Raw genomic sequence first — 24,487 nt, forward strand, 5'->3', positions numbered from 1 at the left:
GGAGCTTGAATCACAATTTCTCCCGCAGGGGAATCCTGAATCTCAACAGGCCCTAAAGCTGATCTGCTATAAATCCATGATATTCATGATTTTTCAGCATGGCTGCCCTGTGTATTCTTCGGTGGTCCCCGGGCGAAATCAGGTCCATGTATATTGCAACGCAGCAATACACGATGAGGACCAGAAAATGACACATCACAGACTCAATCATATACCTGTACCGTCAGAGGCCCAGATCAACGCCGCGCTAAGAAATGCGCGCGAGGAACGCGCCAACGCCGTCGGCCACGTCTTCACCTGGCTGGGACGGGCCGTCCGCCGCCTTTTCACGACGAAGATCTCCCCCCTGGAAACCGGCGCCCTGACACGCTGACGGGCGACGAATGCGCCGGTCTGCCCATGGCAGACCGATGACGCAGAGCCCTGCCTTCATCCTCCCCCCTGAAGGCAGGGCTCTCTCTTTTCGGGTAACAGGCCCGCAACTAGTTGCGTCCGTAAGTGTCCTCCAGCCGGACGATATCGTCCTCGCCGACATAATCCCCGACCTGGACCTCGATCAGATGCAGCGGTTCGGCGCCCTTGTTCTCCAGCCGGTGGACGACCCCCTTGGGGATATAGGTCGACTGGTTTTCATGCAGGTCGCTGACCTCCTCGCCCCGCGTCACCGTTCCTGTTCCCCGGACCACGACCCAGTGTTCCGAACGATGCTGGTGCTTCTGCAGGGACAGGATGCCGCCGGGTTTCACGATGATGCGCTTGACCCGGAAGCGTGTATCCTCGTCGATATCGTTGTAATCGCCCCAGGGCCGGAAGACCCTTCTATGGTGCTGCGCCTCGCTGCGGCCGGCGGCGTTCAGCCGCTCGACGAAGGTCCTGGCTTCGCCGGCGCGGCCGCGCGGCGCGATCATCACGGCGTCGGCCGTGGACACGACAATCATGTCGTCCAGTCCGATGGCCGCGATCAGACGTCCGTCATCGCCCCGGAAATAGCAGTTGCGGGTATCTTCCAGCATGGTATCCGCCAGCAGCGCATTGCCGTCCGCGTCCTTTTCGGCAAGGTCCCAGAGCGCCGGCCAGCCACCGACGTCATTCCAGCCGATATTCACCGGGATGACCGCCGCCCGGTCGGTTTTTTCCATGACCGCGTAGTCGATGGAATCGGCGGGGCAGGCAGAGAAGGTTTCCTGATCCAGCCGCAGGAAATCCAGATCGGCGAAGCTGGCCGCATAGGCCTTGCGGCAGGCATCCGTCATGGCGGGGTTCAGCCGTTCCAGTTCGTCAATATAAGCTCTTGCGGAAAACACGAACATGCCGCTGTTCCACAAGTATTCGCCCGAATCCAGATAGGACTGCGCCGTCACCGCATTCGGCTTCTCGACAAAGGCCGCGACCCTGGCAAGGCCGCTTGCGGCATCCATGGAGGCGCCGCGCCGGATATAGCCATAGCCTGTTTCCGGATGATCCGGCGTTATCCCGAAGGTGACGAAATCGCCGTCCGCCGCCGCTTCGGCCGCGCTGACCAGCGCCGCCCGGAAACCGCCGATATCGTCAACAACGTGGTCCGATGGCAGTAACGCCATAATGGCGTCAGGCGACCGGTCAAGCAGCGCCAGGGCGGCGATTGCCGCGGCGGGGCCGGTACTGCGGCCGACCGGTTCCAGGATGATGGCGAGCGGATCGATTCCCGCCAATTGCAATTGCTCAGCCACAATGAACCGATGGTCGTTATTGGCGATGACCAGCGGCGGGTCGAAATATGTCGGGTCGGAAACCCGCAACGCGGTTTCCTGCAGCATCGTGCGATCGCCGGTCAGGGCCAGAAGCTGTTTGGGATAATGGGCGCGCGACATGGGCCACAAACGGGATCCCGAACCGCCTGACAGGATGACAGGTTGAATACGCGTTGCTGCTGGCATGTCTGCTGGTTTCCTCGTTTAATGAAATTGCCTTCCGGCAACCTTAATTCAGGCCTTCCCCATAATATCACCGCGAAATTGCGTGTCACGAATTCCGCCGGTCGGTCGGCTTCCATACAGGTGACGAGCACCGCAGCTTCTAACCCGCCGATAAAGACCTTTCAGCAACGATTATGATACAGATAATAGCATCAACTGAAGATGCCACTTCAGGGATAATGGTAACCAGTTCCACGGGGCCAGTATGAAATCAGTATTGCGTTTGTTGTTTATTTATATCCCGATTATTTTTGTTATTTTATTGAGCGCCGCCGGGCTTCTTGTCACGGAAAATACGCCGGATGTCGTATCCGCCCGGGCCGCAACGCCGGAAGATGCGTCGCGCGCCAGGGTGTTTTCCAAACGGGCGATTGACCAGGTGCTGAATGCAACGGCGGAAACGGACCTCGTCATTGGCGAAAAGGAAATCGATGGGCTGTTCGCCCTCATGAATCGGGGCGCGCCATGGCTGGCGGGCGACGCCACCGTATCGCCCGGCGGTCTCGATATTGCGATGACATTGCGGCTGCCGCGCAATGCTTTCAGAAATTTTATCAATCTGCGATTCGGATTGAACCCGTCCGCGTCCGGCGTCAGCCTCTCTGAAGCGTCGCTGGGAAATATCCGGGTGCCTGGCCCGGCGGTCCTGACGGGTCTGCAATACGGCGCCAATCTGGCATTCGGCGACGATACGGGAACGCGCCTCCTGGAATCCGTCAAGACCGTCCGGTTCCGGAGCGATTCCGTAAATCTGGCGATACTGCCGCTCCCGGACCTTAAGGAAAGGCTTATCGCGCTCTCCGGTCGCCTCGAAACCGTCCGGAACGATGTGGCGCTGCTCGGAGACCGGGAAACCATTGGCCTGTATTACACCAAGCTGGTGGAATTGGAGCCGGTATTTGGCGGGAGTCGCCGGACGTCGCTGGCTGTTCTTATGTCTTCGTATTTCACCCATGTCCGCGACCGGTCAGGATTCGGCGACCCTGTTGCGGAAAATCAGGCGGCATTGCTGGCACTGGCGATCTATCTTGGCGATTTGCGATTCGAAAGGCTGACCGGCCCCGTCCGGACCGGAAACCTGATAAACCATCGGCCGAAGTCCAATACCCTCACATTGAACAACCGCCACGACCTGCTGCTGCATTTCATCGTTTCGATGGGATTGAAAGTTGTTTCGGACCAAGGCGTCGCCATGGCGATCGGGGAGTTCAAGGAACTTCTCGATTCGAACAAGGGCGGCAGCGGATTCAGTTTCGTCGACCTTGGCGCCGACCGGACCGGACTGATGTTTGCCGAAATGGCAACGGGCTCCGAAGCGTCGGCACGGCATCTTCAGAATATACTCGCGGCGAATCCAGCCGAAGATCTGTTTTTCCCGAAATTTACGGATCTGCCGGAAAACATGTCCTCAGCGGAATTCGCGCGAAGGTACGGCAATGTCACCGATCCGCGTTATATTGACGTTGTCGCCGAAATCGATCGTCGGATCGCCGCCACGAAAGCCTATGTATTGAATTGATCTGAATAAATAAGACTGTTTTACCCCGTTTCCGGGGGGATCATTTCCGGACGCCACCCAATCGGGTGATGTGTTAATGTCCTGTTTACCGCTTTTTCCGGGTCATGCTGATTTACACAACTCAGGCGGGCGATTGTCCAGATGAGATACCTGTTTCCCCGGGGCCGGAATTGCATCGGTCGTCAGTTGCTGGTCAGATAGTATTGTGGTTTATAGTCTCTTCATAAACATACAGCTATTGAGCTACCTTTCCTGTTTCGGCGCGTTTTTGTTTCTCGCCGTGCTGGTTGGACTCAGCCGCACCGGAGGCGCGCACAAATATCTGTTGCTGGCCTGCTGCGTCGCTACCGTCATCTGGTCCGGTGTCGTAGTGGCTGTTCCCTGGATCGGCCCCTTTCCCAAAATACTCGCAGCGGCGGAAATTCTCCGCAACCTGCTATGGCTGACGATGCTCGGCACGCTCCTCGGCATTCGACGGTTTGAGAAAAGCGGTCTCACTGCGCGGCTGGCGGTGATGACGGTGGTCGGCGTTTCCCTGATCCTGCTCTACGCGGAATCGTTTGCTGAAAAATTCCCCCCGCCACCGTCGATTTTGGCCAACCTGCAGACTATCGTGGGCGGCGGCCATGTTTTCCTCGCGGCTATCGGCCTCCTGGCGATTGAAAACCTGTATCGGAACAGCAGCGTGAAGTTGCGCTGGGCGATCAAGTATTTCTGCTTCGGGCTGGGCACCATCCTGGTTTACGACTTTGTCCTGTATGCGGACGGGGTCCTTTTTGGCCAGCTGGATCAGGAATTCTTCAATGTCCGGGGGTTTGCGAATGCCATTATCGTTCCCCTGCTCGCCATTTCGGTATCCCGCGCGGCACTGTGGGATATCGATATCCATATTTCCCGCACCGCCGTTTTCCATACAACGGCGCTGATCGGCAGCGGCGTCTATCTGATCGGGATGGCGGGGATCGGGTTCTATGTCCGTGAAATAGGCGGAGAATGGGGACGGGTTGTCCAGAACTTGTTGCTGGCGACCACGGTTCTGATCCTGATCATCATCTTTTCGTCTGCGGCCATGCGCGCGAAGTTCAAGGTTTGGATCAGCAAGCATTTCTTCAGCTACAAGTATGATTACCGCGAAGAATGGCTGCGCTTCATCCGCACCATTACATCGACGGAAGGGCCGGCGGGGCTGCATGAGCGGATCGTCAGGTCGGTCGGCGACATCGTCGATTGCAGTTCCGGCGGGCTTTGGGTGTTGCGGGACGGCGATAATGCCTTTCTGCCGACGGTCACAATGCAACTGGGCGATCGTCCGCCCGCGCAATCGCTCGACAGTCCACTTGTCCGATTTCTCTCGGATACGCACTGGATCGTCGACCTGGAAGAATACCGGCGCAATCCGGCACGGTACGGGGACGTTGAAATACCTGCCTGGCTGCTGGAAACCCGATCCGTCTGGCTGATCGTTCCCCTGATCTACCGCGATTCGATGCAGGCCTTTCTTGTCCTGGGCCGGCCTCGGGCCAGCCGCGAGCTGGGTTGGGAAGATTATGACCTGCTGCGAACGGTCGGAAACCAGGCAGCAAGTTATCTCGCGGAAGAACAGGCGATGAATGAATTATCCGATGCGCGCCGGCTTGACGATTTCAACCGACGCTCGGCTTTTATCATCCATGACATCAAGAACGTTGTCAGCCAGATGTCGCTTTTGGTTCAGAATGCTGAAAAATTCGGGGACAATCCGGAATTCCAGAAGGACATGATTGCGACGGTCGGTAATTCCGTTACCCGGATGAAGGATCTGCTTGAACGGTTCAAGACTGTTCAACAGCCAATATCCAAAACCATGACGGAAGACGGCCCGGCATCCGATTTGGCCCCCCTGATGAAAATCGTCCACGATGTCGCGGCCAACTGGTGTAAACAGAAACCGGATCTGCTCGTCGACTTGCCGGATACAATCGGGCTTCTGGTGGATCATTCGCGGCTGACCTCCGTGCTGGATCATCTGCTCCAAAATGCTATCGAGGCCGCCGGAGTGAGCGGCTCTGTCGCCCTCCGCCAGCGGGTACATGGCAGGGAAGTATTCATCGAGGTTGAAGACGACGGGCCAGGCATGGATTCTGGCTATATCGAGAACAGACTATTCCGGCCGCTCGATAGCCAGAAGTCCTCGGGTTTTGGTTTAGGGGCCTATCAGACCCGACAACTCGTTCGGGAAATGGGCGGCCGACTGGAAGTAATCAGCGAGGTGGGCCACGGTACCGTTATGCGCGTGGTGTTGCCCCTAAAGGAAGGGTTGGGTGTGGCGTGACGAAGAATCAGGAAAACGGCGTCAAGGCGCCGAGCCTTCTGCTGGTCGAGGACGATCCCGGCCTGCGCAGCCAGCTGCGCTGGGCGCTGGATGACTTTGACGTGCATGTTGCTGAAGACCGGGTTACGGCGCTGGAACAGCTGCAGGCCGTAAAGCCGAATGTTGTCGTGCTGGATCTTGGACTCCCGCCCGATCCAAACGGGGCGACGGAAGGTCTGGCGATCCTCGAATCCATATTGTCGGACCGGCCGGAGACAAAGGTGATTGTATCGTCGGGGAACGAGGCGCGGCAAAATGCCGTCGAGGCGGTGCGTCTTGGCGCGTATGATTTTTACCCGAAACCGGTGGATATGGATATCCTGAAACTGATTATCGACCGGGCGCTGCGCCTGCAGGAGCTTGAACAGGAAAACCGCCGCCTGAGCACGCAATCAACGGAGTCGCCGTTCGATGAGTTGATTACGTCGAGCCCGAAAATGCTGAAAGTATGCGAAACAATCCGCCGGGTCGCCACGGCGGATGTACGGGTCATGCTGACGGGGGAAAGCGGCACGGGCAAGGAAGTTCTGGCCCGCGCCCTGCACGCCGCCAGCGAACGGGCGGGCAAGCCCTTTATCGCCATAAATTGTGCGGCAATCCCCGAGAACCTTCTGGAAAGTGAACTCTTCGGACACGAAAAAGGGTCGTTCACCGGCGCGGTCAAACAGACCATCGGAAAAATCGAACAGGCGAATGGCGGAACGCTGCTGCTTGACGAGATCGGCGACATGCCATTGCCATTGCAGGCGAAACTGTTGCGCTTCCTGCAGGAACGGGTCATTGAACGGATCGGCGGCAGGTCCCAGATTGAACTGGATGTCCGCGTCGTCTCGGCCACGAATCAGGATCTGGAGAGCATGATCAAGACAGGCGAATTCCGGGAGGATCTTTATTACCGCCTGGAGGAAGTGGGTGTCCACATTCCTGCCTTGCGGGAACGTGATGGCGATGCTGTGTTGCTTGCGAACTATTTTCTGCAACAGTTTGGCGGCAATCGGAAAAAATCGTTCCGCGGTTTTACCAAGGATGCGATCGCGGCGATAAGCGCCTATCACTGGCCGGGCAATGTGCGGGAACTGGAGAACCGTATAAAGCGGGCCTCGGTTCTTGCGGATGGCAAATATATCGGTTTGGAAGATATCGATATCGACGTGCGCGATTCAGCAAAGGCGGTACCGACGCTGCGCGAGGCGCGCGATGCCGCGGAGCATGAGGCTGTCAAGCTGGCGCTTTCACTGGCGCAGGGCAATCTGACGACCGCGGCGAAAGTCCTCAATGTGAGCCGTCCGACACTTTATGACCTGATGAAAAACCATGACCTGAAAGTGGAAAACTGAATCGGTGCGTGTCGCGAAATGATCGGTGTTGCAACAAACGGAAATGATTATGACTGATAGATTTGAGCGCCATCGCCTGTATTCGTCCGGTTCCGGGCCTTCCGGCGCTGTTGCGAAGCGCGGTATTCGGCAGTGGTTATCCGTTTTGGCGCTATCCGTCGGACTGTTCCCAATGCCGCATTCCGCGTTATGGGCCGCGGTCAGCGAGGAGTCATCGGAGTATTTCGAGGAAGCCCGCGGCTATATGGAAAAGGGGGACGTAAAGTCCGCCGTAATTCAGTTGAAGAATGCCATCCTGGCAGACCCCGACAATGTGCGGGCGCGGTACGAACTGGCCATCATCTATATCCGTGGCCGCGAAGGACCGTCGGCGGAAAAGGAATTGAAGGCGGCTCTCGATCGCGGCCTGGAAGAAGACAAGATATGGATTGCGCTGGCGCAGGCCTATAGCCTGCAGGGGAAAAACCGGGAAATCATCGCCGAAATCCTGCCGGACGGCAAAACAGGTGAATTAAAGGCCAACATTCTGGCGGTCCGGGGCAGCGCCTATGCGGCCCTGAAACAGCTGGATAAAGCGGAAGAGTCTCTGAACCTAGCGGTCAAGGAAGCGCCTGAAGCGGTGCTTGTGCGCATTTCCCTCGGTCAGGTGCTGCAGGCGCGCGGAAAACTTGACGAAGCGGAAGAGCAGATCGATCGCGCCCTGGCGTTGAATCCGGACAGTTCGATGGCGCTGATCCGCAAGGGCGGATTGCTGCAGGCCCGGCAGGAATATGACGCCGCGATTGAAGTTTTCAGCAAGGCCGTTGCCCTGAATGAAAACAATATTCCGGCGCACTTGGCGCGTGCCGGCGCCTATATTGCCAGCAAGGACCTCGCCCGCGCCCGCGAGGATGTCAATCTGGTCCTCGACAAGGCGCCGAACAATCCCATCGGCCAGTATCTCGACGCTACACTTCTGGCAGGCGAGAAAAAATACCAGGCGGCGACGGATGCGCTTCAGCCGGTGATGGCGGCGCTGGCCGAGTATCCGCCGGCATTGTATCTCCAGGCATCGCTTGATCTAGCCCAGGGTCGTATCGAGCAGGCGCAAACGGCTGTCCAGGGGTATCTGGCCAGGGTGCCGGGAAGCTCGCGGGGCCAGCGCCTTCTCGCGGCCATCTTCCTGCGGAAACAGGATCCGGCCCGTGCAATCGAGATTCTGGAACCGATGAGCCGGGCCAACCCGGATGATGCCCGCCTGTTGGCGCTGCTGGGTTCGGCCTATGCCGCGGCACGCCGGAACGCCGAGGCCACGACAGTCTTCGAAAGAATCGTCGAACTTCAGCCGGATGATTCCACGACCCGGGCGCGGCTGGCGCTGAGCCGCCTGAACAGCGGCGACAGCGATGCGGCGGTCAGGGATTTCGAATCAATCGTGGAAGGCGATCCGGACGAAACACGGGCCAGTCTGTTGCTGGTGCTGACTCATCTGCGGCAGAGAGAATTCGACAAGGCGCTGTCGGCCGCGACTGTATTGAAGGAGCGCATGCCTGACAGTCCGATTCCGGAGAATTTTCTGGGCACGATCTACATCTATAAAAAGGATGTGCCAAACGCACGCCGGCATTTCGAGCAGGCGCTGGCAATCCAGCCGGAGTTTTCGCCGGCGGCTATGAACCTGGCGGCGCTGGAACGCAGCAATGGCGATATCGAATCGGCTAAAGCGCGTTACGAGAAAATCCTGACCACCGACACGAAAAACATCCAGGCGATGATGCGTCTGTCGCAAATCGCCTTTTCCGAAAACGACAACGCAAAGGGAATCGATTGGCTGGAAAAAGCCATTGAGGCGAATCCGAATGCCGCGCAACCAAGAGTGGCGTTGGTCAATGCCTATCTGCGTCAGAAGGAAGGGCAGCGTGCGTTGAGCGCGGCCCGGGAACTGGTCCAGATTGACGGCAAGAACGTCGATGCGCTCGATGCGCTGGCGCAGGCGCAATTCGATGCCGGCCAGATCCCGAATGCGGTCGCGACCTACCGGCAACTGGTCAGCCTTGCGCCGAATTCTCCGCTCGCCCAATTCCGGTTTGGCAGGTTGCTCGCCGCGTCGGAGGAGCTTGGCGATGCCATATCCGCATTTGAGAAAGCAATAGCGCTAAATCCGGCTTACCACGAGGCGCGCCAGGAGCTTATTGGCGTCATTCTGCGGAAAAATGGGCCGGATGCGGCGCTGGGCCGCACGCGGGAAATGATCCGGGAAAATCCGGATGCCGGCTTTGGCCATGCCCTGGAGGGAAGTGTCCTGGCCCGGAAAGGCGATTTCGCTGCGGCGAGTGAAGCCTACAAGAAGGCGCAGGTGCGGGAACCCTCCGGCCAGATATTGTCTCGGCTGTATCAAAACCTGTCCCGTGCCGGGAAGGGCGCCGAAGGGCGCCAGCTCCTGCAGGAATGGCTTGCCAGGAATCCGGATGATTCGACCATTCGCTTTGTCTATGCGAGCGCGTTGATTCAGAACAATGATTATCCGGGCGCTATCCGGGAAAATGAAACGCTGCTGAAAGCGTTTCCGGAAAACGCCGTACTCCTGAATGACCTGGCATGGCTTTATGGCGAAACGTCGGATCCTCGCGCATTGGAATATGCCAGAAGGGCGCAAAAGCTCGCGCCCAAGTCGCCGGCAGTTGCCGATACGCTGGGCTGGCTTCTCGTCGGCAAGGGCGATGTGGAAGAGGGACTCAGATACCTCAAGGAAGCGAATGAAATGGCGCCGAACCAGCTGGAAATCGGGTATCACTATGCGGCGGCACTGGCGCAATCGAGCAAGAATACGGATGCGTTGAAACTGCTCAAGGATATCCTCGATACCGGAAAACAGTTCGCCAGCATCGAAGACGCACGTGCCCTTTATGTAAAACTGGTCGGAAAATAAGCATGCCGCCAATCGAAGGCAGTGCGGGACATCGAAAACAGATCTTCAGTTTGGAAACAGTATGACGGATGAATGCGTGTTGGTTACGGGCGGGGCAGGCTATATCGGCAGCCATGTCGGCCTCGCGCTGCTGGAGACAAGCCGGCGGATTGTCGTCGTCGACAACCTAGTAACCGGGCGGCGGGAACTGGTGCCGGATGCGGCGACATTCATCGAGGCCGATGTCAGCGATATGGCGACGATGGGGCGTGTTTTGCGCGACCATGAATGTTCGGCGGTAATGCATTTTGCCGGATCGACGGTCGTACCGGAATCCGTGGCGGATCCCCTGAAATATTATCGGAACAATACCAGCGCCAGCCGCGGCCTTCTGGAAGCGGTGGTCGATGCCGGGGTAAACCGGTTCATTTTTTCGTCGACGGCGGCCGTTTACGGCAACCCGGATCGATTGCCGATCGATGAAACGGCGCCGCTCGATCCCGTATCGCCGTATGGCAAATCCAAGCTCATGACCGAAACCATGCTGCACGATGTCTCCACGGCCACGGATCTTCGATATATTGCTCTACGTTACTTTAACGTAGCAGGCGCCGATCCCGATGGGCGCAGCGGGCAAAGCACACCGAATGCGACTCATCTGATCAAGGCCGCCTGCGAGGCGGCATGCGGGACACGGGACCGGATTACCGTGTTCGGGAACGATTATGACACGCCGGACGGGACGGGCGTGCGGGATTTTATTCATGTGACCGATCTGGCGCGGGCGCATGTTGCGGCGCTCGACCATCTCGCCGCGGGCGGTGACAGCAACATCATGAATTGCGGTTATGGCAGCGGCTATTCGGTGAAGCAGGTGCTGGACGTACTGCGCAAGGTCAGCGGCAGGGACTTTCCGGTCGAGATGGGGCCTCGCCGTCCCGGCGATATCGGTGAAATCTATGCCGAATCGAAGCGGATCCGGGAAACACTGAACTGGACGCCGCAACATGACGACCTGGAGGAGATCATTTCATCCGCTTATGCCTGGGAACGTCGGACGACGGACGCCGCGGCTTAACCGGCAGCCAAATCCTTTCCGCACTGCCGGAACAGGGAATCGTATCCGGCCAGCCGCGTCTCCCAGCTGCACTCCCGAAGGACGAATGCGCGCCCGTTGTTGCCAACGGTTGCGGATGCCGTATCCTGCAAAGCGAAGATCGTTTTTAGTATGAAATCCTCTGCACCTTCGGCGACAATGATCTCGCGATCCGGTATGGCGTCAATGCCCGCCAATGCGCTTGGCGTCGTGACGGTCGGTTTGGCCATGGCCATTGCCTCCAGCACCTTGTTCTGGACGCCGCGGGCGATGCGCATCGGCGTCACTGCGGCGTGCGCATGCCGCAAATAGGGCCGCATGTCGGGAACGCGGCCGGTGACGAAAACACCTTCCCGCTGCGTCAGTTTTTCGACATCGCCGGATGGATTGGACCCGACAATATAGAACCGCGCCCCGTCGATGGCCGCACGAACAGCCGGGAATATGTCTGACGCAAACCAGGTGACGGCGTCGATATTGGGCCAATAGTCCATGGCGCCGGTGAAGATCAGTACGGGGCCGCCGGCGCCGTACGGGTCCGGGTAGTCGTCGTCGGGTGCGAAATATTGCGTGTCGATTCCATTGCCCACGGCGTGGATTTTCGCGGCGGTATCCGGGGAAAGACTGTTAAACAGCGACACTTCCTGATCCGCGACAAAGGTCCCCGCGTCAATGGCGCGGGCGACCATCCGGTCGTATTCCAGCAGCGTCCGCCCCTCACGGTTATAGACCCAGTTCATCGGCCAGTTGCAGGAGGCCGCGTATTGCCGCCATTTGTCCGAATCGACGTCGCAATAGTCGATGACGATCCGTTCCGGCCGGGGCCGCGCGTTGAGGAGGAATTGCGCCATCTGGGACGAAAACGCGAATGCGGCTCTCGGCTTGACGTCCGCAAGCACTTTATCCGTCCACCGTCCCAGCGCCGCGCTATGAAAATAAGGCAGATTCAGGGGGTCGCCGGTCAGAAAGGCCTGTAATGAACGCACCTTCGCCATGGTCTTGTTTAACGGCAGAATACAGGTATCGACGCAATATTGCTGCAAGGCCGGGACGTGCTCCCAATCGGCCGGATCGTCGATGAAGCAACCCAGATGAATGCGATAGGACCTGGCGAAATGCTTCAAAATGTTGAAGGAACGGATCTTGTCGCCCTTGTTCGGCGGGTAGGGCAGCCGCTGGCTGAGAAAAAGCATATCCTGCACGATGGGCACGCTGATGCTTATCCCAGACTTCCGAAGAGCCGGGGGCCGATCAGATTGGCGACGGGCAGCGGAAGGCGCTTCCACGTTTCGATCATCAGCCGGTATTTCGGATTCAGCGGATTGACGTCGGGCATTTCCGTACCCGGCTTCATGCGATACTCGTAATACAGTGGCGTCGGCTCGAAGCCCCAGTTCTTCTTGAAGGCAAAGGCGCCGGTATCCTTCTTGCTGCGGCCGAAGTCAAAAATCCGGATACCTCTTTCCGCCGCGCGGCAGGCGGAGCGCCAGTACATGTAGCCGTAGGCGCCCGTGCTTCGCGCATCGGCCGTTCCGCCGCCGTAATAGGGCAGGACCTCGTCGCGGAAATAGAACTGCAATACGCCGCTGACGGGCTTTCCGTCCGGCGACGCGACGACCAGGTATTCGCAGTCGTCGCCGAAGGCTTCCTTCAGGTTGCGGCAGTAATTTTTGGAAAACACGGGCGTTCCCAGGTCTCGTACGCTAGTAGCGTACGCGCGGAAGAACCGGTCGGGGTCCTCATCGATTTCGTCGCGCAGGTACGCGGAATCGATTGCCTTGCGTACAACCGCGCGCTGCTTCCTCGGGATTGCTTTCAGATTACCTTCCGGCGTCGGATCGATTTCGCGCCGGAAGGTGAAATACAGGTCGTCCTTGCAGGCCCAGCCGGGGCGGGTCACGGCCTTGCTGCGGAATTCCAGATAATCGACCGCCAGTTCGTCCGCCAGGCCGATGGCGTAATCGTCCAGCGCCTGGCGCGCCGCGTCGTCGGATGCCAGCGGCCCGCCCTGGACGCAAAAGGGCGTCGATACCAGCCGATTGCCGAACAGCGCGCTCTTGACATGCACCAGCGGCAGGATGCCGCATATTTCGCCGCCCCGCGCGGCATACGCGTAAAGGGGGCGATGTTTGAAGCTTTTCTCTATGACCGTCCGCCAACCGGCGCGATGGAAAAATGTCGCGTCAGGATGCGCCAGTACATAGGCGTCCCACCGGGCGGAGTCGGCATCTGAGAAGGACCGGATCGTCAGATTGCCGGATATCGAGTTCATTGCTGTCCCGTACCACCCAGACCGAAGACGCGATCCATCCGGTCCCAGGCGAAGTCTTTGGTCAGCGCCCGGAGGCGCGCCTCCATCCGTTCGAGATTCAGATAGTGGCGAAACCGCGTTTTTGCCGAAATACCCGGTATGCGGGGCTGGCCAGGGTCGACCTCCCAGGGATGAAAATAGAAAATGCAGGGCTGTCCATCCTGCCGGTTTACACGGCGCATCGCCCAGCGCGACACCGCGTAGGGCAGCAAGCGAAAAAACCCGCCGCCGCCGCAGGGCAGGTTTTTATTGCCGACCCGCAACGTCGTAATGGGGAATTCCTCGATACCGGATTCGCCGTCCGGAAGGAAGGCAAAACGCGGCGCGTCCGGCATACCGTACAAATCGTGATGGATCGGGTTAACGCTCGAACTGTACGCGTACCCTGCTTCGCGCAGCACGTCGAAGCTCCACAGGTTCTTTGCGCCGATGGAAAAGGTCGCCGCCCGATAACCGCAAACGGCGGTGCCGCCGGTGTCTTCCAGGGTCTTCTTCGTCCGCGATATGTCTTCCAGGAAAGCTTGCGGGGATTGCTCGTCCGCGCGGAAATGGGCGTGGCCGTGGCTGGCCAGTTCGTGCCCCTGTTCGACGATGCGGTGGACGACCTGGGGATAGCGCTCCGCCACCCAGCCCAGGGTAAAGAACGTTGCCTTGACCCCGGCGTCGCCGAACAGTCCCAGAATCCGGTCGGTATTGGCTTCCACCCGGCACTCCCGGGAATCCCATGAATCCCGGGAAATCCTGTCGGCGAAGGCCTGGACCTGGAAATAGTCCTCCACATCCACGGACATGGCATTGACGATTTTGCCATCGCGCCTAAGAACGCGCTTGTTCTGCGGGACGAAGCGCGTCGCGGGCGGCGTATCCTGTGCGGTTTCCGACAAAAGTGTCGTCATCGTTTCCTCCGAAACCGGCAGATATCAGGGTCAGGCATTCGACATTGCCTTTTGCAGCCGGCGCCGGAGCATGCGTTCATGATGTTTCAGCATCAGCTGCGTCCACCGCAGCATGCGTTCGTGCCGTTGCATGAGCGCTTCCGCGTTCTCCAGCCGGGTTCTAAGCGCCGCCAGTTCCGATTCGGCGTTCGCGTTGACCGGATCGCTTTCCGGATCGCGGAGCGGCGCCGTCTCAACCGGATCCGGCGCAGGATCATCTTCATGGATCAGCGCCGGACGTGTCCCGCGTGGCGGCGGCGCTTCGTCGTGAGCCGCCAAGTCAGCATTGTCAGCGTCGTCAGTATCGTCATTCACCTCAAAATCGTCTGTCGCGACGGATTCGACGTCCGCAGGAGGTTCCGGCGTTGCCGCAACAGGTGTGGCGACTGGCTGTTGTGGCGCAGGCGGCTCCTCGCGGCGCGGCGGCGCGGGGACGGGCGCTGCCGTAGGGGCAAGGCCCTGTACCGGCTCCGCTTCGCCGGTTTCGAGAACCTGCTCGGTTTCCCGTTGCAGATCCGTGGCGACCTGGCTCACCGCAACGCCGTCCAGCTCGTGCTTTTCGTCCAGAAACCCATAAAGCAGGACACGCGAGCACAGGACATTTATCCGGCGGGGAACGCCGCCGGTCTCGCGGTATATCTCCGAAAAAGCGTCTTCGGTGATGACAGGATCGTTTTTCCAGCCAACGGCGTTCAGGCGGTGCCGGATATAATCGCGGGTTTCCTGGGCGCTGATCGGACCCAGATGATAGGATGCGATGACGCGCTGGCGAAGCTGATCCAGGTTGTTGCTGGCGAGCGTCCGACGGAACTGCGGCTGTCCCAGAAGGATACTCTGCAACAGGGCCACCCCATTGTGCTGAAAATTCGACAGCATGCGAAGTTCTTCCAGCGCCTGAAACGTCAGGTTCTGCACTTCATCGACCAGCAGGAGGCAGTTCCTGCCGTCGTCGTGCTGGCTGCGGCAGAACGATTCAATCCGTCGCAACAGTGTCGCCTTGTCGGCATTTTCCTGTTCCAGGTCGAAGGCCGACGCGACCATGCGCAGCATGTCGTCGGCCGCGAGCTGCGTCGTCACGACGGTGGCCGAAATATATTTTTCGCGGTCCAGCGTGGACATCAGGTATCCCATCAGGGTTGTCTTCCCTGCGCCGACATCGCCTGTGATTACGATAAAGCCTTCACCCTGACTCATGCCGAAGGTGAGATGCGCCAGCGCGCGCTTATGGACGCTGCTGTTGAAAAAGAAGCGGTGGTCCGGCGTTAGCTGAAAGGGCTGGCCGGTCAGGTTGTAGAATTCGGTATACATGGATCGGCTCTAGAACGTCTTGCTCAGGCCCACCGAGATCACGTTTTCCCGAAGGTCGTTGGTATCGACGTCGCTGTCACGATACAGGAAATTGTATTGAAGGGTTCCGGTTACGTCTTCGAATATCGAATATCGTAAGAACATGCCGCCATTCACTGTCATATCCTCGACGCCGATGTCGCTTTCGGTCGTCGCGGAGTAGCTGGTGACGATACCGCCCGTCAGGTCCGGCCATATCCGGCGGTTGATATTGCCGCCGAATGTCACAATCGTCTCTTCCGTATCCGCCGCCAATTCGGTTCGTGTCGCGACGGATGAATTGAGGCCGAACGTGTTGCGGCCGCGTGCGCCATTCAGCGCAATGGTAAATCTCTCCTCTTTGGTCGCCTGTTCTTCAAAATCGAATTCGGAACTGTTCGGCGATCCGGGCAGTCCCGTAATGGGATCGACCAGCACATTTTCGTTATTGAGGACCAGATTGTTCAGGTTTTGCGTCAGGCGCTCCCGGTCGGTCTGCACGGTGACCTCATAGGTCGCGAGAACAGTGGTCCGGGAACTGAACCGGTAAATGGCATCGCCGGAAAACACGGGTTCGTCGAAGCGTCTGCCGTACTCCACACGAATCGAGGAGCGGGGCCCCGGGGTCAGCCTTGCGCCGCCGCGCCAGAAAATTGTTGCACTGTCATCCGCGTTTATTCCGGCGTTTTCGATAACTTCGCGCCCGACACGGCCAAGCAATGAAAAGTGGCGCGTCCAGGCGTACTCATTGGAAAACTCCAGCAGGTCGCGGTCGCTGTTATCGTCGGTAAAATTGGTGTTGCCAATCAGCTGCCACGCATTCCTGCTGAAGTTGGGGCCGCTGCGCACAAGGGTCTCGAAGGAAATAGTACGTGAATCCTCCGGTTGCACCGCGGCGCTGCCGACGTCTGATTCCAGAAACTGGATCTGGTTGTAGGAAATACGAACATCCGATTCGGCCCAGTTGCCGTAACGGTATGCGTAATTCGGCGTAATCGAATAGTTCAATATTGTCGTCTGATCGTTGGTCCCGATCGTGCGGTCTGTCGCCGCCTCGCCGCCATTGCGTTGCAACGACTGCTGGCTGAGGGATGCCCTGGTGTCCAGAAAAACATAGTCCTCGTACACGGACATTCTGCCGGCTCCCAGCATGGATTGCCGAAATCCATCCAGGTCGCTGTTATCCCAGAACTTGTCCTGGGAAATCGAATAATCGAAACTAAGCTGAAGGTGGCGGCCGATACCGTCAACGCTGATGCCTGCACTTGCCGTGGAGATCAAGTCGGCTTTCTCGTCGGTGCTGGTGGACCGGGCATTGTCGGTAACGCTTTGCTCCACGGCGACCTGCGGCGTGATCGTCCACTCGGCGCCGGCGGCCGGCATATTCACCGCGCCGACGAACAGGGCGGAAACGCAGACAGCGCGCGGGATTTTCCACGCTGCGGGATGGCTATGTCGCAATACAATCATCCGTATTTCTTCGTTCCCGAAAGTAAAACTACATCTATGTTCGGTATTCGTCGTAGTAAGAATATGTGCGATAGGCCGAGATCGTAGAGTCGGCGCCTGTCTTGTTTATCACAAAATAGATGTTTTCACAGTTACTAATAAGCTTCAACGAACGCTCCACGTTGGCCTTTTTTGTTCTGTTGGCTTCGACGACGAGCACAATCTGGCCGACGAGCAGCGCCAGAACGCTGGCTTCGCTGCTGGCCAGAACGGGCGGCGAGTCGATGATAATGACCCGGTCGGGGTATCGCGCGGCGATATCGTCCATGAGCGACGCCATTTTCTGGCTGGCCATGAGTTCCGGAGCCTGCGGATGCTTCGTGCCGACCGGTAATATTGTCAGGTTGGGAATATTGGTGCGGACGAAAAGGTCCGTCAATTCAAGCTTGTCATCGATCAGCAGGTCGACCAGGCCCTTGCGGTCCCCGATACCCAATTCCTCTTCCAGCCTGTGGCGATACACATCGGTATCGATTAGCAGAACGTGCAGATCCCGTTCCGAAGCGATACTCATGGCAAGATTGATCGACGAAAAGGTTTTGCCTTCGCCGGGTTGCGCGCTGGTGATCATGACAACATTGCCGCGCTCGACCTTGCGCTTGTCGTTACCGAACGCTTTGAGCAGCAGGGGACGCTTGATGGCCCGAAACTCCTCCGCCAGATGACTTTGCTGCTGGTCAGGGGTGATGTAACCCGAACGCCTCAGCTGGTCGTAATCCAGATTGAATCGGAAGGTTTCCCGGTCGGCATTGTCCGGAACCTTATTCTTCGGTTGGGAATCGCCGGACGGCTGCGGTCGGCTACGGCTATCGGAAGCAGCGTCGGCAACGGTCATGGCCGCTGGCTTGACGCGCGTTGCCGCCAGCTTTTCAGCAGCCCGCTCCGCCAGGGATTTCTTGTCGCCGGCGTTCTGTTTATCTGCCAACCGCTGGATCAGGTCCAGCCTGTCGCTATCATCCGCCATCTCAAAGCTCTTTCAGAAATGGCATGTTTGCGAAGGAAATAACAATGTCCCTGATCCAGGCCAATTGTGAGGGCAATTGCTGCTGTTGCAGCAACTGTGGCAATTTTGTCAATTCAGGCGCAAAAATCACCATGGCGATGCACAACGCCACCAGTGATCCCAGCGCGATGCCGAATCCCACATTGCTGAGGGCATGGCGGAATTTATCCTTCGTACTGACGATCAGCGACACCGTGCCGATGACAGCAATACCGAATGTTTCAGAAAGACTGCGTCCGGCGCCGATCGTGCCGTCAATTTGCCCCAGCAGAAACGCAAATCCGGCGCCGCCGCCCAGTGCGACAAGCATCACGGCGGCAATAAGCAGTTCCCGTTTCGGCGCAGAAGGACGTATCGGGACCTGTGGCGGTGAAATGATGCGGAACTGGATCGCATCCGTTGTCGCTTCCGCGGCCTGGGAAATCTTTGCGGCTTCGCGGCGCGACAGGAACTCGTCGTATTTCCCCTTTATGATCGCATAGTCGCGTTCCAGGTCCTTCAATTGCGTTTCAATTTCCGGCGCGGTCAGGCGTAATTCGTCCAGTCGGCGCACTTCTGCTTCCGCGCTAGCCAAGTTGCGGCGGAGGACCACAAATTTGGGCTCGATTTCGCTCAGCTTCATCTCCAGCTGCTGATAGAGAGCATTGGGAATTTCAGATTTTGCGACCGTTGCGCTCGCTTTTTCGGCTTCCGGCGCGTCGTCAGCCTCCTTTTCCATCGACTTGCGCAGGTTTTCGATGCTGCGGACCAGCGAGATTACATCTGGATGGTTCTCGGTGTATTGCAGTCGCAACTGGTCGAGGTTCTCCTGCAGTTTTTCAAGCCGGACCTGGCTGGGCGAAGATTGCTGGCCCGTCATCACGACCTGAGGCGCCGTTTCCAGTTTGAGAAACTGCGGCGTGCGCTCCAGTTGCGCCTTCAACTGGTCCCGCGCCAGGACCGCATCTTCATATTCCAGCTTCGCGGCTTGTGCCTTGTCGCGCGCCGCATTCAGTTGCGCGACGAAACTGCCCGCCTGGATGACGTTCGCATGCTTGGATCTGAAATCGGCAATCCGCCGCTCTGCATCCCTTATCTGCTGCTGGTAGGTCTCGAGTTGTGCTTCGATGAACGAACGGGCGTTTTCCATATCCTGCCTGTTCCGTCCCAGATTCGTTTCGACGAAAATGGTCAGCAGGGCCTGCACCACGGATTTCGCCAGGACGGGGTCCTTGTCCGTGTAACTGACAGTGAACAGGTTTCGGCCCTGCGCCGTAATGCTGGCGTTGTCTTTCAGTCGCCCCAGCATGTTTTCGATTTCAATCGGTGTTGTGGCTTCGAGATCGAGGTCGGTGGCGCGCGCCACTTCGGCCAAATTGGGCCGGCTCAGTAGCGTGCGCTGCATAATGGCAACTTCCTTGTCGACATCGCTCTCTACCGTAATCCCCTTTAGCAGCGGGCCGAGAAGGGATGAGGTGTCGATATAGACGCGCGCCTCGGACTCGTACTTGTCAGGCAATACCGCAACGACGCCCCAGCCGACAAAGCAGATGAGCCATGCCAGCGCAAGCGCATACCAGCGCCGCCGCCAAACGGCGACCAGGTGGGCCAGGAATTCATTGAATACGTCATGCATGGCCGATCAACCGAAATTTCTCCACTGGCACGAATGCGCCCTGTTCCGTTCAAGATGATCCGGTTGGCTATATGGGGAATAAAACCAGCGCACTGCATCGTCCATATGGGTGATTGGCATGGTCAAGTATAACATACCGCCAGCGTTTCAAGTGGTTTCGGCCCAGGTTCTCTCTTCAGAAGAATTAATACATTAAAACCAAGTGATCCAACTGGCCTTCCCGGCGACGATCGATACTCTATTCCAGTGCGCCCCGCCAATTCGTCGTACGCCGGGCATACGCTATTCGTCAGGCAATAGCCTCCGAGGCGGGCTCCTCGCGAAGCCTGCCCTGTGCGCGGTTTAACCGGCGCGCCGCATGACTAGAACCAGCTTTGCGGGATGATGAGGACATCCCCCGGAAGAACGTCCACATTTGCCGTTACATCGCCGTCTTTCAGCAAGTCGTCCAGCCGGACGCGATAGGAATTCTTCTTGTCGCCGGCGGCGCGAATGATAACAGCGCGGTTTCCGGCCGCGAACTCGGTCAACCCGCCGACAGCAATCATGACGTCGAGGACAGTCATTTTCTCGCTATAGGGGATCGCCCGCGGCGCGGATGCTTCGCCGACAACACGAACCTGCTGGTCGAACGGCCCGATGAACCCGGTCACGATGACGGTCACGACAGGGTTCTGGACAAATTCCGACAGCACCTTCTCGACATCGCGGGCGAGTTCCGTCGGGGTTTTATTGGCCGCCTGCAGATCTTCGATCAGGGGCATGGAGATTCTGCCGTCGGGGCGGACCGGGATCGTCGTCGACAGTTCCGGATTTCGCCAGACGAAAATCTGAAGTTGATCGCCGGGCCCGACAAGATAGCCTGGAGATGTCCCGATGGACTGGGGGGCCGCGACCGGCGCGTCATCAAAATCCGCACAGGCGCCAAGACCGGTCAGGATCAGGCCTGTCACCAGCATCCGAACCAAAAATCGACCAGATAACAAGTTTTTCACCGAACCATCTCCATATTGCGGAATTCCAATAGTATTCGTGCTTCTATCATATAAAAAGCATTGTTGCGCGTCAAAAAACCCAAGACCAATGAAAGTACCACATTCTATATTAACAACTTCCTTACGATGACTTGTCCGGCGCGACCATCAGCCGCGGTTCATGTCCCGCCTGCCGGCCCGGTCCAAAAGGTTGACCCGATATTTTTTTGACCGCGACAGGCACGTCACCCAATTGGATGATGATAAGATCGGTGAAACTCCGGATAAACAGGAACATTGCTTCGTACGCGCCGCGACGGCGGGATAAAGGGATGGAAAATTGACTATCGATGGCAAATTGCACGAGGGCTGCATTGTCGGTTGCGACTGCGGCACCTTTTTCCTGGCGGCGCGTCTGGGCGTTTCCATTGAATGTCCCGACTGTGGCCATACGGAACTTCCGGCGCCGATGCTGACAGCATGGATGCTGGAGAGCGGCAGGAAACCGCTGGTGGCGGTGGATTGATCCTTCAATGTCTCGTTACTGGCTTCGAATGCCGCATATTGCTGCTATGCCGGGGTTCATGGCGGCTGATATAATCATCTGATAACGGGGCGAAACATTGTATTACCTGTATAACTTTTCACTAAATGATGCGTTAGCCAGTTCATGATCAGTATATTTCGGCTACACATAGCGACACCCGTTCTGGTGTTGGGGATATTCGATATCCTGATCTTGTATTTGTCCATTGCCGCTGGATATTCGATCAGTTATCTCGATATCGAAATCGGCATCAATACTTTTCTGGCCAATTTCGGCAACAGCACGATTTACGTCAGTGCGATTGTCCTAACGCTGATCATGATGGGATTGTACCAGCGTCAGTTCATCGCCGATACGAAGATCACTTTTCTGCGGTTATTCGCGAGTTTTGCGTCCGCGGTTTTTCTGATGTCGATCATCTTTTACATTTTCCCACAAACGCGCATCTGGATGAGCGCCCTGCTGCCGGCGATTGCGATCAGTCTGATCGGCGTTCTGTGCGCCCGGGTCATCTTTCTGCGGGTTACGGGCATCAATGTCTTCCGGCATCGGGTGCTCGTTTTCGGAGCCGGCAAACAGGCCCGCGAGGTCGAGGCGCTGGAAGCCGGTGGAGCCTTCCATTGTGTCGGGTTCCTCCCGGTTGATGGAAGCGACATTTGCGTGGACCGGACCCGTGTCCTGAAATACGACACGGCGCTTACCCATATCGTCAGTGCGCAGGATGCCGATGAAGTGGTCGTCGCGCTGCAGGAACGCAGAGGGCGGATTCCGTCCGAAGACCTGCTGGCATGCCGCATGGAGGGCGTCCGGATCAGCGATTTCTGGACCTTCATGGAGCGCCAGAAAGGGGAGGTCGAACTCGACGCGCTGAATCCGAGCTGGATGATTTTTGCCGACGGGTTTTCGTCGCGTCTGGGTACGCAACGAATCGTAAAGCGTATATTCGATATCGTCGTCAGCATACTCCTGCTGCTGTTTTCGCTGCCGGTTACACTCGTCGCCGCGGCGGCGGTGTACCTGCAGGATCGCGGGCCGGTATTCTACCGTCAGGAGCGTGTCGGACTATATGGAGAGTCGTTCTTTCTGTTTAAGTTCCGAAGCATGCGGGTTGATGCGGAAAACGACGGCGTCGCCCGCTGGGCGTCGGCCAATGACAGCCGCGTCACGCCGGTTGGCGCGTTTATCCGCATGGCGCGGATAGATGAAATTCCCCAGATCATCAACGTGTTGCGCGGTGAGATGAGTTTTATCGGTCCGCGCCCGGAACGGCCGGTTATCGTAGCCGAACTGCTAGAGGCGATCCCCTATTACGGCTATCGGGACACGGTGAAGCCAGGCATTACGGGATGGGCGCAGGTAAACTATCCGTATGGCGCCTCGGTAGAGGATGCCCGGCGGAAACTCAAATTCGATCTTTATTATATCAAGAATTACAGCCTTATGCTTGATTGTCTCATCCTGTTGCAGACCGTGAGGGTTGTCCTCTGGCCACAGGGTGTACGGTGATTGTCGGATGCGGGCGATGTTCCCGGGCGTGGGACATGGCGCCGGTCAGGACGCAGCAAGGATGAACGCGACGTGCCAAGGAACGGATTAGCGGCGGCTTTGCCGTCCGGGCCGCTGACCGCGGGCCGGGTGTCTGCCGCTGCGGCAATACTGGGCGTGATGGCGTTGATCGCCATCTATTCCGAAACCGCAGCATCGATGCTGGATCTGTGGTCCCGGATGCATGCCTTCGACCATGCCTTCCTGATACTTCCGGTCTGCGGTTACCTGATCTGGGAGCGACGCCGCGTTCTGGCGGGAATCGGCCCATCGCCCAGCATCGTCGGGGCGATACTGCTGGCGGGATTCGGCATCATGTGGATCGCGGCTGACGCAGTTGATGTCGCCGTCGGGCGGCAGGCGGCGTTGATCGGCATGGTTGAAAGCCTCGTTCTGACCGTCGTGGGCTGGCGGATGTTCCGGGCAATGCTGTTCCCGATGCTGTTTTTGTGGCTGGTTCTTCCGACTGACCTGAACCTGTTGCCGCCGTTGCAGCGTTTGGCGACCATCGTGTCATCGCAGACCATCGCCATGATGGGGATCCCGGTCTTTGTCGAGGACGTGTTTATCGAATTGCCCGCGGCGCGGTTCTGGGTCGCGCCGGGCTGCGCCGGCCTGAATTTCCTGCTGTCCGGTCTGGCCCTGTCCATTCTCTATGCGGAACAGATGTACACCAGCTGGACCAAGCGCATTCTCTGCGTGGCGGTCGCCATTATCGTCGCGCTGATCGCCAACTGGCTCCGGATTATCGCCATTATCCTGGCGTCATTCTATCTGGACGGGGTTTACGACATTAACGACCATTACATGGAAGGATGGCTGTTCTTCGCGGCAATCATGTTCCTGTTGATGTGGCTGGGCTGGCGCTTTCGGGACCCCGCGCCTGTCGCTGTCCGGCAGACCGGCGCATCCGGGCCGCGCGGCGGTCGCGCCGGAATTGTCGTGGCGGTGGCCGGCGCGGTTGCCATCGCAGGATTGTTCCCGGCTTATTCGGCCTATCGTCAGAGCGATCTTCCGCCGGTGCCGCCGACGCGAATCGCCATTCCTGAAACCGTCGGCGCGTGGCGGCTTGTACCGGACGATCCGTCCTGGCGGCCGAACTTCGCGGACGCCGATGCGCAGGCGACCGCCCAATACAGCAACGGGACCGAACAGGTGTCGCTGTTCGTGGCCTATTACGCCTATCAGGGAGAAGGACGGGAGGTCGCCAGCTATGCCAACAAGGTGCATGACGACAACACGTGGTTCTGGCTGCGCACCGGCAAAACGGAGGCAGTCATCGGCGATACCCGGACCACCATGACGACGACTGCCCTGAAATCAGGCGATCTTCGCCGCAATGTCTGGCATACGTACTGGCTCGACGGGCGCTACATGAACAGCCCGGTCATGGCAAAACTGGCGCAGGCAAAGACGGACCTGCTGTTCGGCGACCGCCGCGCCGGCTTCCTGGCCGTGTCGGCGGATGAAGATACGGACCCGGAAAACCTGCGCGCCTTCCTGGCCGCCCTGCCGCCGTTTCCGACGCTTTCGGCGCCGGTTGCCCGATGAACCCGTGACTTAGGAACGACGCAACGC

At 58.3% G+C, this 24,487-nt stretch carries 18 protein-coding genes; 8 read left to right on the top strand and 10 right to left on the bottom strand.

Features of this window, described 5'->3' with window-relative positions; genetic code table 11:
• The coding region (locus WD767_04905; protein ID MEX2615414.1) for a hypothetical protein at nucleotides 1-373 on the top strand (373 nt) is incomplete at its 5' end.
• Between the two features lie 109 nt (nucleotides 374-482).
• Here the strand turns inward: WD767_04905 and WD767_04910 are convergent.
• The gene (locus WD767_04910) at nucleotides 483-1,916 is read right to left on the bottom strand and encodes a mannose-1-phosphate guanylyltransferase/mannose-6-phosphate isomerase (protein ID MEX2615415.1); all 1,434 of its coding nucleotides are present in this window, start codon (nucleotides 1,914-1,916) and stop codon (nucleotides 483-485) included.
• A gap of 301 nt (nucleotides 1,917-2,217) precedes the next feature.
• On the opposite strand from WD767_04910, the gene WD767_04915 reads away from it, so the two are divergent.
• The 5 genes from WD767_04915 to galE all read left to right on the top strand — a co-directional run bounded on the left by WD767_04915 (nucleotide 2,218) and on the right by galE (nucleotide 11,126).
• A complete protein-coding gene (locus tag WD767_04915; GenBank protein ID MEX2615416.1) occupies nucleotides 2,218-3,474 on the top strand; it encodes a hypothetical protein in 1,257 nt (418 codons plus the stop codon).
• 238 nt (nucleotides 3,475-3,712) lie between these two features.
• Nucleotides 3,713-5,785: an XrtA/PEP-CTERM system histidine kinase PrsK gene (gene prsK, locus WD767_04920; GenBank protein MEX2615417.1), complete on the top strand. Its 2,073-nt coding sequence runs from the start codon at nucleotides 3,713-3,715 to the stop codon at nucleotides 5,783-5,785.
• A complete protein-coding gene (gene prsR / locus WD767_04925; protein MEX2615418.1) occupies nucleotides 5,782-7,161 on the top strand; it encodes a PEP-CTERM-box response regulator transcription factor in 1,380 nt (459 codons plus the stop codon). The genes prsK and prsR overlap by 4 nt, the downstream gene beginning before the upstream one ends.
• A gap of 49 nt (nucleotides 7,162-7,210) precedes the next feature.
• The gene (gene prsT, locus WD767_04930) at nucleotides 7,211-10,069 is read left to right on the top strand and encodes an XrtA/PEP-CTERM system TPR-repeat protein PrsT (protein ID MEX2615419.1); all 2,859 of its coding nucleotides are present in this window, start codon (nucleotides 7,211-7,213) and stop codon (nucleotides 10,067-10,069) included.
• Between the two features lie 61 nt (nucleotides 10,070-10,130).
• A complete protein-coding gene (gene galE, locus WD767_04935; protein MEX2615420.1) occupies nucleotides 10,131-11,126 on the top strand; it encodes a UDP-glucose 4-epimerase GalE in 996 nt (331 codons plus the stop codon).
• Here the strand turns inward: galE and WD767_04940 are convergent.
• The 9 genes from WD767_04940 to WD767_04980 all read right to left on the bottom strand — a co-directional run bounded on the left by WD767_04940 (nucleotide 11,123) and on the right by WD767_04980 (nucleotide 21,268).
• Nucleotides 11,123-12,355 (bottom strand): TIGR03087 family PEP-CTERM/XrtA system glycosyltransferase, encoded by a 1,233-nt coding sequence (locus WD767_04940; protein MEX2615421.1) that lies wholly within the window; start codon nucleotides 12,353-12,355, stop codon nucleotides 11,123-11,125. The two genes, galE and WD767_04940, sit on opposite strands and share 4 nt — an antisense overlap.
• An 8-nt stretch (nucleotides 12,356-12,363) precedes the next feature.
• Nucleotides 12,364-13,416, bottom strand: coding sequence for a FemAB family XrtA/PEP-CTERM system-associated protein (locus tag WD767_04945; GenBank protein ID MEX2615422.1), 1,053 nt, complete (start codon nucleotides 13,414-13,416; stop codon nucleotides 12,364-12,366).
• On the bottom strand, nucleotides 13,413-14,246 hold the full coding sequence (locus tag WD767_04950; GenBank protein MEX2615423.1) for an XrtA system polysaccharide deacetylase: 834 nt from the start codon (nucleotides 14,244-14,246) through the stop codon (nucleotides 13,413-13,415). The genes WD767_04945 and WD767_04950 overlap by 4 nt, the downstream gene beginning before the upstream one ends.
• 135 nt (nucleotides 14,247-14,381) lie before the next feature.
• Nucleotides 14,382-15,698, bottom strand: a complete 1,317-nt coding sequence (locus tag WD767_04955) for an XrtA/PEP-CTERM system-associated ATPase (GenBank protein ID MEX2615424.1) — start codon at nucleotides 15,696-15,698, stop codon at nucleotides 14,382-14,384.
• Nucleotides 15,699-15,707: 9 nt separating this feature from the next.
• Complete coding sequence (locus tag WD767_04960; protein ID MEX2615425.1) at nucleotides 15,708-17,186, bottom strand: TIGR03016 family PEP-CTERM system-associated outer membrane protein; 1,479 nt, start codon at nucleotides 17,184-17,186, stop codon at nucleotides 15,708-15,710.
• A gap of 34 nt (nucleotides 17,187-17,220) precedes the next feature.
• Nucleotides 17,221-18,189, bottom strand: a complete 969-nt coding sequence (locus WD767_04965; protein ID MEX2615426.1) for an XrtA-associated tyrosine autokinase — start codon at nucleotides 18,187-18,189, stop codon at nucleotides 17,221-17,223.
• 1 nt (nucleotide 18,190) lies between these two features.
• A complete protein-coding gene (locus WD767_04970; GenBank protein ID MEX2615427.1) occupies nucleotides 18,191-19,843 on the bottom strand; it encodes an XrtA system polysaccharide chain length determinant in 1,653 nt (550 codons plus the stop codon).
• 362 nt (nucleotides 19,844-20,205) lie between these two features.
• Nucleotides 20,206-20,802, bottom strand: coding sequence for an XrtA/PEP-CTERM system exopolysaccharide export protein (locus tag WD767_04975; protein ID MEX2615428.1), 597 nt, complete (start codon nucleotides 20,800-20,802; stop codon nucleotides 20,206-20,208).
• 157 nt (nucleotides 20,803-20,959) lie between these two features.
• Complete coding sequence (locus WD767_04980; GenBank protein ID MEX2615429.1) at nucleotides 20,960-21,268, bottom strand: hypothetical protein; 309 nt, start codon at nucleotides 21,266-21,268, stop codon at nucleotides 20,960-20,962.
• A gap of 219 nt (nucleotides 21,269-21,487) precedes the next feature.
• On the opposite strand from WD767_04980, the gene WD767_04985 reads away from it, so the two are divergent.
• A complete protein-coding gene (locus WD767_04985; GenBank protein MEX2615430.1) occupies nucleotides 21,488-22,870 on the top strand; it encodes a TIGR03013 family XrtA/PEP-CTERM system glycosyltransferase in 1,383 nt (460 codons plus the stop codon).
• A gap of 72 nt (nucleotides 22,871-22,942) precedes the next feature.
• Nucleotides 22,943-24,460 carry an exosortase A gene (gene xrtA / locus WD767_04990; GenBank protein MEX2615431.1) on the top strand — a complete coding sequence of 506 codons (1,518 nt, stop codon included), beginning with the start codon at nucleotides 22,943-22,945 and terminating at the stop codon, nucleotides 24,458-24,460.
• Nucleotides 24,461-24,487: the final 27 nt, after the last annotated feature.

The organism is Alphaproteobacteria bacterium, assembly GCA_040905865.1.
In the GTDB taxonomy this organism is placed as follows: Bacteria; Pseudomonadota; Alphaproteobacteria; order UBA8366.